14 protein-coding genes are annotated in these 12,101 nt (G+C 56.8%); 6 read left to right on the forward strand and 8 right to left on the reverse strand.

The genetic code is table 11. The features are described from left to right. Positions 1-10: 10 nt before the first annotated feature. Positions 11-190 (reverse strand): hypothetical protein, encoded by a 180-nt coding sequence (locus HNQ59_RS05595; RefSeq protein WP_184036285.1) that lies wholly within the window; start codon positions 188-190, stop codon positions 11-13. A gap of 25 nt (positions 191-215) precedes the next feature. Here HNQ59_RS05595 and HNQ59_RS05600 point away from each other — a divergent pair, with 25 nt between their 5' ends. After that, positions 216-1,517 carry a UDP-N-acetylglucosamine 1-carboxyvinyltransferase gene (locus HNQ59_RS05600; protein ID WP_184036288.1) on the forward strand — a complete coding sequence of 434 codons (1,302 nt, stop codon included), beginning with the start codon at positions 216-218 and terminating at the stop codon, positions 1,515-1,517. Between the two features lie 95 nt (positions 1,518-1,612). Here HNQ59_RS05600 and HNQ59_RS05605 read toward each other — a convergent pair whose 3' ends face one another. Further along, positions 1,613-1,990: a hypothetical protein gene (locus HNQ59_RS05605; protein ID WP_184036291.1), complete on the reverse strand. Its 378-nt coding sequence runs from the start codon at positions 1,988-1,990 to the stop codon at positions 1,613-1,615. Positions 1,991-2,315: 325 nt separating this feature from the next. Between HNQ59_RS05605 and HNQ59_RS05610 the strand changes: the two genes are divergently transcribed. Beyond that, on the forward strand, positions 2,316-4,094 hold the full coding sequence (locus HNQ59_RS05610; RefSeq protein ID WP_246490861.1) for a PHA/PHB synthase family protein: 1,779 nt from the start codon (positions 2,316-2,318) through the stop codon (positions 4,092-4,094). A 93-nt stretch (positions 4,095-4,187) separates the two neighbouring features. On the opposite strand, the gene HNQ59_RS05615 is transcribed toward HNQ59_RS05610, so the two are convergent. The 6 genes from HNQ59_RS05615 to HNQ59_RS05640 all read right to left on the reverse strand — a co-directional run bounded on the left by HNQ59_RS05615 (position 4,188) and on the right by HNQ59_RS05640 (position 8,924). Continuing rightward, a complete protein-coding gene (locus HNQ59_RS05615; protein WP_184036294.1) occupies positions 4,188-4,469 on the reverse strand; it encodes a hypothetical protein in 282 nt (93 codons plus the stop codon). A gap of 147 nt (positions 4,470-4,616) precedes the next feature. Continuing rightward, positions 4,617-4,781, reverse strand: coding sequence for a hypothetical protein (locus tag HNQ59_RS05620; RefSeq protein ID WP_184036297.1), 165 nt, complete (start codon positions 4,779-4,781; stop codon positions 4,617-4,619). A 402-nt stretch (positions 4,782-5,183) separates the two neighbouring features. Further along, on the reverse strand, positions 5,184-5,786 hold the full coding sequence (locus HNQ59_RS05625; RefSeq protein ID WP_184036300.1) for a type 1 periplasmic-binding domain-containing protein: 603 nt from the start codon (positions 5,784-5,786) through the stop codon (positions 5,184-5,186). A 60-nt stretch (positions 5,787-5,846) separates the two neighbouring features. Continuing rightward, entirely contained in the window at positions 5,847-6,239 is a 393-nt protein-coding gene (locus HNQ59_RS05630; protein ID WP_184036303.1) for a type 1 periplasmic-binding domain-containing protein, read from the reverse strand. A 28-nt stretch (positions 6,240-6,267) separates the two neighbouring features. Further along, entirely contained in the window at positions 6,268-8,043 is a 1,776-nt protein-coding gene (locus HNQ59_RS05635) for a monovalent cation:proton antiporter-2 (CPA2) family protein (RefSeq protein ID WP_184036306.1), read from the reverse strand. 227 nt (positions 8,044-8,270) lie between these two features. Further along, positions 8,271-8,924, reverse strand: a complete 654-nt coding sequence (locus tag HNQ59_RS05640; RefSeq protein ID WP_184036309.1) for a TetR/AcrR family transcriptional regulator — start codon at positions 8,922-8,924, stop codon at positions 8,271-8,273. A 615-nt stretch (positions 8,925-9,539) separates the two neighbouring features. On the opposite strand from HNQ59_RS05640, the gene gspF reads away from it, so the two are divergent. From gspF to gspI, 4 genes are read left to right on the forward strand one after another with little or no spacing between them, the layout of a single operon-like run. Then, positions 9,540-10,754, forward strand: coding sequence for a type II secretion system inner membrane protein GspF (gspF, locus tag HNQ59_RS05645; RefSeq protein ID WP_184036312.1), 1,215 nt, complete (start codon positions 9,540-9,542; stop codon positions 10,752-10,754). A gap of 34 nt (positions 10,755-10,788) precedes the next feature. Further along, positions 10,789-11,211 (forward strand): type II secretion system major pseudopilin GspG, encoded by a 423-nt coding sequence (gspG, locus tag HNQ59_RS05650; RefSeq protein ID WP_184036315.1) that lies wholly within the window; start codon positions 10,789-10,791, stop codon positions 11,209-11,211. Between the two features lie 11 nt (positions 11,212-11,222). Then, entirely contained in the window at positions 11,223-11,723 is a 501-nt protein-coding gene (locus HNQ59_RS05655) for a GspH/FimT family pseudopilin (protein ID WP_184036318.1), read from the forward strand. Then, on the forward strand, positions 11,710-12,099 hold the full coding sequence (gene gspI, locus HNQ59_RS05660; protein ID WP_184036321.1) for a type II secretion system minor pseudopilin GspI: 390 nt from the start codon (positions 11,710-11,712) through the stop codon (positions 12,097-12,099). Before HNQ59_RS05655 ends, gspI begins: the two co-directional genes overlap by 14 nt. The last annotated feature ends 2 nt before the right edge of the window (positions 12,100-12,101 follow it).

The raw sequence follows: 12,101 nt of genomic DNA on the forward strand, positions 1-12,101 counted from the left end.
GGTGACGCTTTCAAGGGGTGAGCATGGTTTCACTATAGCCGGACTCACGCACCAGCGCTGCTTGCGTGCTGATGTCGAAAGCCAACCCGCACAGATAGGTCGGTTGACGGGTTGGTTTTCCGCTATGATGCACGGCATTCCATGCGCCGCCGGTCGTCAACCCATCCGAGACTGGCAGGCGTTCGGCCAAACTGATGATAGCAAGGTGTGATGTTGTGTCTGATCTGATCGTACATGGCGGAACCCCACTCAATGGTCGCATTGAGCCTTCCGCCAACAAGAATGCTGTTCTACCCATTTTATGCGCCACGCTGTTGACGACTGAGCCGATCACATTGCATCGGCTGCCGAACATCACCGATGTGCGCAAAATTCTGGACGTCTTCCGCTCCATCGGCAGCCAGATCGATGGTGAGATCGAGTCCGGTACACTGACCATTTGCCATGCCCAGGCCCACTTTGATGAATCACGTCACCGATTGCCTGAGGAGATGCGCTCATCCATCATGCTAGTGCCGCCGTTGTTGCATCGATTCGGCGTGGCCCGTATCGAGAACGACGTGCAGGGCTGTACCCTGGGCGCTCGTGAAATCGATCCCCATGTCGAGGTGTTCAAGGGTTTTGGCGCAGCCATCGAGCAATCCCACGGCTCGCTGATCGCCCGTAGCCCGCAGCAGCTGGCTGCGCACCAGCACTGGCTTGACTATGCCTCGGTGACCACCAGCGAGAATTTTGCCATGTGCGCGGTGTTGGCCGATGGACAGTCCACGTTGGTCAATGCCGCTTGCGAGCCGCATGTACAGGAGTTCTGCGGCTTCCTGCAATTGATGGGGGCACAGATCGACGGGGTAGGCACCTCCAAGCTGGTCATCCAAGGGGTCGAGCAGTTGCGGGGCGTGGAATACACTTTCGTCGAGGACTATCACGAAGTGGTGACCTTCCTGGCACTGGGCGCGATCACCGGCGGCTCGGTGTCGGTCAGAAACACCGCCTATGAGCATTTTCCGTTGATCACGCGTACTTTCCGCAAGTTCGGGATCGAGCTGAGCCACCAAAATGGCTACACCACCAGCTTCGCCCCCAATGGGTTGATCGTTGAAGAACCCTTCACCAAGAATATCCTGCAGAAAGTCGAAGCCGCCCCCTGGCCTTATTTCCCAGTCGATCTGCTGCCCATCTTCATCGCCTTGGGCGCACGGGCATCGGGCAGCGCCTTGTTCTGGAACAAGGTCTATGACGGGGCATTGGGCTGGACCGCTGAGCTGGGTAAATTCGGCGCCCATGTCTTCCAGTCCGATCCGCATCGGGTGATCACCTTTGGCGGCAAGACATTGAGACCTGCTGAAGTCGAAAGCCCCTATATCATCCGTGTGGCCATCGCCTTGTTGATGTTGGCTGCCAGTATCGAAGGCCGATCCATCATCCGCAACGCATCACCAATCAGACGAGCCCATCCTGGCTTCGTGGAAAACCTGGTCAAGCTGGGTGCGAACATTGAATGGACTGAGTCGGACTGACCGGCGCCGTGCCTGATTCAGTGCTGACCCATCTCTGGCGCTGCCCATGGCGCGACTGCGGGATGGGTTGGCCGCCCAACGGATGGCCACCGCGCCTAGCCTGATTTGACGAAGCAATCGCGGCATATCCAATCAGACAGCAAATAGCTCTTCACCTGCTTATAGGTCGTGCGATTGCGATAGATGATCGCTTTGCCGCAGTTGCCACAGTGGGTATGCTCCCCCGCTGCCGTGCAATAGTGGCCGACCACCTTATGGATGGCTTTCACATCCAAGCCGAATTCATTGGCCAGCTGCTCGATGGCGTAGTGGAAGTGAGGTGGGTTGATCACCAGCCAGTATTTCTGGCACAGATCAACCGCGCCGGGCTCTTGGCTGTTGAATTTCAAGATGATGTCCGCTGCGGCTGACATCACTTGTGGATCGGCCCTGTCTGGCTCAAGGGCATCGGGTGGCGGGTGTCCAGTGTTCATGGGGATTCCTTGTCTGTGCCGTGGCCATGAAATCATGTCAACAGAGCCCAGCCAAAGTCTCGGTGGGCTTCGAAGCAAGGTATTGTTTCCAATCACTTATAGCGCCCACTATATCACGCACTGGTTGCCCCAGCCTGCCGGGTGTCGGGTGGGGCATTGATGCGGGGGCCGCCTGCTCCGGTGTTGTCGCTGGCATGGGCGGGAGCCTGCCTGGCCGCACATCACGGTAACGTAGTCGTTTTGCAATCCATGGATAAGCTGTTGCGGGATGCCCTCTGGCGGGATTCATGCCATGATGTGTCAAGGCAACATGAAGGAGATGGCGATGACGAATGCACGTTCCCCCGATCCCGCTTCCCTGGCCATGCAGTGGCAGGATGTCATGCAACGCAGCCAGCGGATGTTGGCCGACTTTCTGTCGCGGCAGGATCAAGAACAATTCAGTGTGCTCGACCCGACCATGGTCGGGCGACTGATGCAGGATTGGTCGCGCCAGTGGTTGGCCCACCCGCAGCAAGCGTGGCAACAGCAAATGGCATTCTGGCAGGATGCGGCAGCGCTCTGGCGACAGTCATTTGAGCATTGGGCGTTGCAAGCCAAAGTCGAGCCGGTGGTGGCACCTATGCAGGGCGACAAGCGCTTCAAGGATGAGACCTGGGCACAACATGCGGTGTTCGACTTCATCAAGCAATCCTATCTGTTGACTGCCAACCATGCGTTGGCTGCCGTGGAGCACACAGAGGGGCTGGATGGGCACACCCGTAAGCAGGTTGCGTTCTACATGCGGCAATTTGTCGATGCCATGTCGCCCACCAATTTTGCTGCCACCAATCCGCAAGTGATCAAGGAAACCCTGGAAACCAATGGTGAGAATCTGATCCAGGGTTTGCGTCATCTGCTGGATGACCTGGAACGGGGAAATGGCCGGCTGGCAACCCGGATGACTGACCTCTCGGCATTCAGGCTGGGTGAGAACATTGCCACCACCCCCGGCAAGGTTGTCTTCCAGAATGCGCTGATGCAGTTGATCCAATACGCCCCGAGTACGGAAAAGGTTTTTCAACGGCCTTTGTTGGTGATTCCACCTTGGATCAACAAGTACTACATTCTGGATCTGAAGCCCAAGAACTCACTGATCAAATGGGCGGTGGATCAGGGGCATACGGTATTTGTCATCAGCTGGGTCAACCCTGATGCCTCGCTACGGAACAAGCATTTCGAAGACTATATGCAAGAAGGGCCGTTGGCGGCATTGGATGCGATTCAGCAGGCAACGGGTGAAAAAGACGTCAAGGCGTTGGCATACTGTATCGGTGGGACGCTGCTGGCCTCAACGTTGGCCTATATGGCGGCCAGACGTGATAGCCGTATCAAATCCGCCACCTTCATGACCACCTTGATGGATTTCTCGGACATCGGTGAGCTGGAAGTCTTTGTCGATGAGGCACAGATTGCCCGTCTGGAAGCCTATATGGACAAGAAAGGCTATCTGGAAGGGCATCAGATGGCGGAGGTCTTCAATCTGTTGCGTGAAAATGACCTGATCTGGTCATTTGTCATCAACAACTACCTGATGGGCCGCGAGCCCATGGCGTTTGATCTGTTGTACTGGAATTCAGACTCCACCCGCATGCCAGCTGCCATGCATGGGTTCTACCTGCGCAATATGTACCTGTACAACCGCTTGCGTGAGCCGGCAGGTATCACGCTGGCTGGTGTGCCCATCGACCTGCGTAAGATCAAAACCCCTGCATATTGGATATCGACCCGCGAGGACCATATTGCCCCCTGGAAGACCACCTATCTCGGCACGCGCCTGCTGACCGGGCCCAAGCGCTTTGTCTTGGGGGGATCAGGCCACATCGCCGGCATTGTGAACCCACCCAGCGCCAATAAATATGGCTACATGACCAATGAGGTGATCTGCGAGACGGCAGAGGAATGGCTGCAAGATGCCCAGGCACATGAAGGCTCGTGGTGGCAGGACTGGGCGGAATGGGTCAAGCCCTTCAATGGCAAGCTGGTGGCGGCAAGAACCCCTGGTGCTGGTCAGCTGCCCGCACTGGACGATGCACCAGGCAGCTATGTCAAACTGCGTCTTTGACCGTCGATCCGACCCTGCCTAGCCAGCACCCGTCTCCGGCAGCCTTATCATTGGGGGAGTGGGATGAGGTGCGTCACCCGACCAGGATCTTGATCAGGCGCCCAAGGCTTTCAGAATCGCTTCGGCATCTTCGCTGCAGTGTGCCAAGACCGCTCGGATCTTGTTGTAAACCTGTGCGGCTTCTTGCGGGTGTTTGCCAAATGGCACCAGATTGTGATGTTTCCACCCGGCAGCGGCAATCACCCTTTTGTGGAAATCCGAGGCTGCAGTGCCGCCCCCGGCAATTTGCATCAGGGCGCGGTCGATCAATACATGGGGAAATGGGTTGCGGGAGATGGTGCCGAAATGCTCAGGTTTGACTTCATCGAATTCCATACCAAAATCTCCTGGTTGATGAATATATCAAAGCCTAGTTATCGACTTTTTTCCATCCTGATTTGTCGCATGTGTGAAAAAAACGGGAGGCAGGGAGCTGATCGTCATCCGGGCATTGCCCGGATCAGCTCAGCTCAACTCAACCGATCAGATATTGGCAAAATTGAGATAGATCATATTGGTGTCGCAATAGCTTGAACCATCGGCATTCAACACCTGCTGGTAGTGGAGATAATTGCCAGCAACCCCTGGGCTGTTGGTAAGGGTGACGACATCGATATTGTTGACCAGCGGGGTGCGATCTCCTGCCATATGTTGGTGCCACGCCATTCAAAGTGTAGCCCCGCTGGCAGCGGGCTGATGACGATCTTGTGGTAAAGCGTGGCAGGGTTGTTCAGGGGCACGGTGACAGGTATGGACAACGAATCGACGTGGATTGGGCAGAGTTGGTGGTACATCGTGTTTGTGTACACCGCACCAGTGAACGGCAAGGGAGCGATAGCTGCAGAAATGGCCAGTACAGAGGAATCAGCTTCATCGTTCACCGTCATGTAAAAAGTGAAATATGAGCTCACCCAGAAAAAGTAAGCTGGTTTTCGGGGGAATCAATATGGGCTGGCCAGTGCAAAGAAGGCTAACTGATTGAGTTGTATGTTGTAAACAATATTGGATATGTGGCAAGTAGACTGTTTTGATATGTAATTTAATTATTGTTTATCGATTTTTGTTAAACCATATTTTTTCATAAGCTTCCTGGTAACCGAGTTGAGCGTCGATGTCTCGGTTGCCGATTGCCTTCAACATGTCGCGCGTCACCAATATCGGGCTCGTCGTGTAGCCACTGGGGGGCTGGCCCGCAAATGCACGATTCAATTCATCCACCATCTGCCAGCCTTGGGCATTCAGTGGTTCGGCAACGGTTGCGATCTGTTGCGATAAGCCGCCGCGAATGCGGTTGATGGCTTTACTTGAGCCATCGCCCGCAGAGATATTTCGAATGTCCGGGCGGCGGATTTGCCGTAATGGAAAATTCATCTCGTCGAAATACACATCATTGATTGCCAAGGTGTGTGTCCATTGTTTACCGAATTGCTGATTGAGCTTATTGACCAAGGGGCCGATGGTTTCCGTCACCTCATTGATGGGGACATCTTCCACGGCCAGCACCTTGCAATGTCCGCATTGCTCAATGATTTTTTTCATGGCATCGGATTTGGCAACGGCGATTTCGAAACGGCGGTCGGTCAAGATCACAACGCCCATTGGCCTATTGGCCTGCTGAATAGCGTAATCTGCTGCCAGCTTGGCGACCGCCATGGCATCTGTGGTGACATTGACGTACAGTGATTTGCTTGGGCCTGCTTTGGCGCTTGCGTGCTAGCCGATCAGCTTGATTTGCTGGCGCTGAGCATAGGAAACCAGATCGGTCATGTAGGTGGGAGAGATGCCGCCCAGGACGATTGCATGTGGCTTTTGCTCGATGGTCTTGGCAAACGCCACACGCGTCATCTGCAGATCGCCTCGACCATCCATCGCCTGCACCTGCCAATCCAGCAGTGCCGCAGCAGCCGAAAATGCACGATAGCGACTGGTGATGCCACCGTTGCGATAGTCCTGTGCGATGAATACGATCTGTTGTTTGCCGAGTTGGGCAGGCGGGCCGCTGGTGGGGCCATCCCATGGCTGTAGTATGGTTGCCTGTGCGGCGATGGTCACCGCAATCATCCATACCATGCCGAATAGTAGGCCTGACGCCAGTCTGAGCTGCATCTATGCTCCTGAATTGTGTCAACATAACTCAGGTTTCTGCTTTATGTTGTTCGGATTCAAACAGGTGCTTGAGTTCCTCCTGCGCTTGTTGCGCAGACTGCATCAACAGGTGTTCGTCTTGATAGACCGCATGCTGCCGACGCAGTAGATCCAGATCTGCCTGTTCAAAGGTATCGACGCTTTGTCGGGCTTTTTGCTCATCCAGCCCCATTTCGCCAAGAACGGCTTGAGCCATGTCTAAACTTGACCCGAATGTTTCACGATAGATGGCTTTGGCACCCGCGTCCATCAGCTTGTATGCATGGTAGCGATTACGTGCCCGGGCATAGACAGGAACGTGGGGGAAGTGTCGTCGCATCAGCTCGGCAGTCTTGATCGAGGTATCGACATCGTCCAGCGCCAGCACAAAGAGCCGGGCCTTGCCTGTGCCGGCTGCTTCCAGCAGCTCCAGGCGGGAGGCATCGCCATAGTAGATCTGGTTGCCGAATTTTCTGACGAAATCCACCTGTTGTGTGCTTTTATCCAGTGCGGTGAATGGGATATGTTGCATGTGGAGGATACGCGCCACAATCTGTCCAAACCGGCCAAAGCCCGCGATGATGACGGGTTTGTCGTGATCTTCGATCTGGTCGAATTCACGTTCGGTTGTCCGTTCCAGCCAGGGCGCAATCAGCTTGTCGTAAGCAATGAAGAGGAAGGGAGCGATCAGCATCGACAGGGTGACTGCAACCACCAGCGTATCATTGAGGGCGGTGGAGATGATCTTTTCCGTTGTGGCCACACTGAACAATACGAACGCGAATTCGCCGCCCTGAGATAAGGTGATGCCCAGCTTCACGGCAGTGGCCCGGTCTGCTCCCGTGATCCGAGCCAGGATCAGCAGCACGAGTGTCTTGGCGGCAATCAAGCCCAATGTCAGTGCCAGCACCTTGAGTGGGTGCGCCAGCATGATTCCCAGGTTGGCTGTCATGCCGACGGCAATGAAGAACAGGCCCAGCAGCAAGCCCTTGAATGGATCAATGTTCGCTTCCAGCTCGTGTCGGTATTCCGAATCCGCCAGCATGACACCCGCCAGGAAAGCACCCAGCGACATGGACAGCCCGGCCCATTGCAGCAGGACTGCATTGCCGATGACCACCAACAGCGCGGCAGCGGTGAAGAGCTCCTTGGCGCCGCTGCGGGCAACGTAACGGAAGGCGGGGCGCAGCAGATAGTGTCCGGCACCGATCACGCCCAATACCGTTCCGATGGCGCGGGCTGCATCTCCCCAGTCCAGACCGCCTTCGCCTGAGCGAACCGGGGAAAGCAGCGGGATCAACGCCAGCAGCGGAATGACGGCAATGTCCTGAAACAGTAGGATGGAAAACGCATCCCGGCCATGGCGGGCGGTCAGCTCTTGCCGTTCCGCCAGAGTTTGCAACACAAAGGCAGTGGATGACATGGCCAGCCCCAGCCCGACGATCAGGGCGCTTTTCCAGGTCAGGCCTTGCCAGATGGCAAAACCACCCAGTACCAGACCACTCAGGATGACCTGTGCGCCACCCAGGCCGAATACGGGCCGACGTAATACCCATAACCGCGAGGGCTCCAGCTCCAGCCCGATCACGAACAAGAGCAGGATCACACCCAGCTCGGACACATGCAGAACCTGCTCGACGTTGTCGATCAGCTTCAAGCCCCAAGGGCCGATCACTACGCCCGCGATCAAGTACCCGAGCACCGCCCCGAGCCCCAGTTTGCGGAACAAGGGCACGATGGTGACCGCAACGGCCAGAAAGAGAATGGTTTGAGAGAGATAAGCCACAGCGGGTCAGGTTCCTTTCTTTCCATGCCAACACAATCCAGCCGCGTCATGCGATAAAGGATGAGTGGTTTGCAGACCCAGAGAATATCAACAGGAATGCAGGCCAGCCAGCGTCTGGGGCCGATGGGCGGGTCATACGAGGGGCATTTTGCCCCCTGTTGCCCACTTTAAGGCTGCCAACTGACGCCTGCCGCGATTGGATTACCGCTTGTCGTTGGGCTGCTTCGTCAAATGGGTAGGGCGCCTTTCAGCAGTTGTCGTAACGCAATCGACAACTCATTGAAGAAATCCGGGCGGGCATGCCTGAATTCTTCCTGCTCGACCAGGCAACGGACATTCTCCGGCCAATCCAGCACTTGCCATAAGCCGATGGTCAGCGCATAGGTGCGGCTGAGCAAGCGATGGCCATCGCCTGGGTTGAGGGCGGGCAGGGCTTGTTCCAGCCGAGCGCCGAGCTGGCCGAGCTGGCGTAGCAACTCTGCCTTGAATTGCAAGGCGATCTGCTGATCCAGGTTCTGCTCCAGCACGGCATTGGTCATCGCCGCCAGCCTGAGGAAATCAGGCTGATCCGCCACTTGCGCCACATAGCGGTTCACATAGGCATCCAATAAGGCCTGGGGCTGGGTGGCGTGCTCGGTCACGACCTGTTCGATTTCCCGCAGCACGCGGTGGAATCCCTCTTCCAGCAAGGCCAGGAAGATTTCCTCCTTGGTCTTGAAGTAGAGATAGACCGTGCCTTTGGCCAAACCACACGCTTCAGCGATCCGGCTTACCGAGGGCAATTCACGGGTGTTATCGTGGTAGAGGCGCAATGCCGCATCCAGAATGGATTGGCGCTTCAGTTTCTTTTCGTCATCATCAATGGCGCGAATGCGAGCCATGGTTCTTCCCTGTGGCTGAGATCAATGGCGGGCATCGTGCAGATTGACCGGTTCATCCGTCTCGGATGGCTTTGCCAAACACAAAATGGCTGCACGGTGGTTTGCCCGTTCGGGTGGCTTGGGTGCTGATCACTTGGCAGTGCGCTCCGCTCGGCAGCGCCAAGTACCCGACCATCCTGTTGCCAACACCAGACAAACGACAGATTACCCCAGATTCCTGTACGGGATTGGTTACGTTATAGCTCACCACACTTTAGGGCGTGATGCGCCGGCATCTTTGCCAGACAGCTGGTTTACAGGCGGATCATTCGATCCTTGGCGGGGCAGGTGTGCACTGTACGTGATGCAGGCTCTGTCAGCGCGGCCTCATGACAGGGCCGCCCAGCCATGCAGACAGCACCCGGCAAAGGGGAATGTGACTTGTAATTCTTAGGAGAGTTCGCGACAGAATGAAAAAACGCGCATGGATGGCTGAAAATCAAGCCAATTTGAGCCGGTGATCGCTTGAAATGCATCGTGTGAGGTGGGCCGGCCATGCGACCGAGCTTGCCAAGTCAGGCGTCGTCCTGAAGAATACGGGCGCAAACGACTCTACTAATCACATCAACCTTTAATATGTCCGGATTCAGATATGAAGCGCTGGATGCCGCCTCAGGCAAGACCCTGAAAGGCGTGCTGGAAGCCGACAATGCCCGCTTGGCCCGCCAGACCTTGCGCGAACAAGGTTTGATGGTCGTCGAGATCAGCGAAATCGTCACTGATGCCGACAAAGCGAGTGGCGGCAGCCGACGTGGCGGGGTGTCCATAGCACAGCTTGCGTTGATGACGCGCCAGCTGTCCACCTTGTTGGATGCCGGGCTGACCATCGAACAAGCGTTGAATGTGGTGATCGAACAATCGGAAGCCCCGCGCGAGCGCGAGGTACTGGCCGCCGTGCGGAGCGAGATTCTGGCGGGGATCAGCCTCAGCAATGCCTTGGGGCAGCACCCCAAGGTCTTCCCGGATCTGTACCGAACCCTGGTCGGCGCGGGCGAGGAGTCCGGCAAGCTGCCCGAGGTCATGCGGCGCCTGGCAGAATACATCGAGTCCCGCCATGCCCTGCGCTCCAAGGTCATGCTGGCCTTCATTTATCCAGCCATCATCACGGCGGTGTCGATTTTGGTGGTGACCGGCCTGCTGACCTATGTGGTGCCGCAGGTGGTCAATGTGTTCCAGAACACGCATCAGCAGCTACCGCTGCTCACCCGTGGCCTGCTGGCGGTGTCGGACGCCGTCAGGGTCGGGGGCCTGCCGTTCGCGGTGGTGCTGGCATTGGCTGTCTTTTTGTTCCTGCGGGCCTTGAAAAACGAAGCTGTGCGCCTGCGGTTTGACCGTGCCTTGCTGGCGATGCCCCTGCTTGGCCGCATGTCGCGTTCCATCGGCACTGCCCGCCTGGCGAGCACCTTGGCGATTCTGGTCGGCTCGGGTGTGCCCATGTTGAATGCGATGACCGCTGCGTCGGGTGTGGTGGATAATCGTGCCCTGCGCGAAGCGGTGAAGGAATCCACCAAACAGGTTCGCGAAGGGCTGAGCCTGTCGCGGGCGCTGGCGGTCAGCAAGCTCTTTCCTCCGGTCTTGATCCACCTGATTGCCAGCGGCGAAGCATCCGGGCGTCTGGAACATATGTTGGATCGCGCTGCCAAACAGCAGAGTGATGAGCTGGAGACCCGCGTTGCCACCATCACAGGTTTGATGGAACCCTTGCTGATTCTGTTGATGGGTGCAGTGGTGCTGGTGATCGTGCTGGCCATCTTGCTGCCTGTCTTCGAAATGAATCAATTGATCAAATAAGTGGCCATTGCTGGCCGACTGCAAAGGACCGAATATGCAACACAAACGTCAACAAGGTTTTACGCTGATCGAGATCATGGTGGTGATCGTGATCCTGGGTGTGCTGGCTGCCTTGGTGGTGCCCAAGGTGATGGAGCGTCCGGATCAGGCGCGGGTGGTGGCGGCAAAACATGATATCGGTGCCATCGTGCAGGCACTGAAACTCTACAAGCTGGATAACACCGCCTATCCGACCACTGAGCAGGGCTTGAAAGCCCTGGTGCAGAAACCGACCGTCCCCCCGATTCCCAATAATTGGAAAACCGGTGGTTATCTGGACAAATTGCCCCAAGACCCGTGGGGGCGGGACTACCAATACCTGAGCCCCGGCATTCATGGCGAAATCGACATTTTCAGCTACGGTGCTGATGGCGCTGCCGGTGGCGAAGGCTCTGATGCGGACATTGGGTCCTGGTAAGCCGATCATCCATGTCAGCATTACGTGCGGCTCGTGACAGCCGAGGGTTCACACTGATCGAAATCATCGTGGTGGTGCTGATCATCAGCATTGTCATCACGCTGGCGGCAGTTCGGCTCGATCCGGGGCAATCGCGTCAACTACGTGATGAAGCCGAGCGACTGGCGCTGCTGTTTGAGACGGCCCGTGACGAGGCGGTGGCCAGTGGCGAGCCGATCGGGTGGGCAACCGATGGGACGACCTATCGGTTCTACCGGCGCGAAAACAACGATTGGGTGGCGTTCGATGCCAAGTCTGATCTGCACGAGCGGACGCTGCCTGATGCCATGCACATCGACCAGATCCAGATGAGCCTGCAGCCTTTGCCCGCTGACGGTCGCCTGCTGTTCATGCCCTCGGGTGTCAACGAGCTGTTCGCCATGCGCTTTGCGCTGGGTGAAAAGCGACTCAAGCTGCGCACGGATGTGCTGGGCCGGGTCTTTTTGGAGGATCAGCCCGATGCCGTCAATTAGCACCAAATCGCCTGCAAACGGGTTCACGCTGATCGAGGTGCTGATAGCGTTGGTGATATTGGCCGTGGCGCTGGCTGCGGCAATGCGTGCGACATCCGGCCTGATCAGCTCGGTATCGGAAATGAAGACCCGCTTGGCTGCGGGCTGGGTTGCCCAGAACCGGCTGAATGAGCACAACGCCCTGCGGGATTTTCCTGAAGTGGGCTCGACCCATGGCAAAGCCGAGCAGGCAGGCATCAAATTCAGCTGGCGAGAGGACGTGAGCGGCACGCCCAACAAGGACTTTCGCCGCATTGAGATCAAAGTGTTCATGGGTGAGCAGACTGATTACGCTTCGGCACAATTGATTGGGTACCTGACGCGTGCCGGCAAATAACC

The sequence above is a fragment of the Chitinivorax tropicus genome (assembly GCF_014202905.1).
Taxonomy (GTDB): Bacteria; Pseudomonadota; Gammaproteobacteria; order Burkholderiales; family SCOH01; genus Chitinivorax; species Chitinivorax tropicus.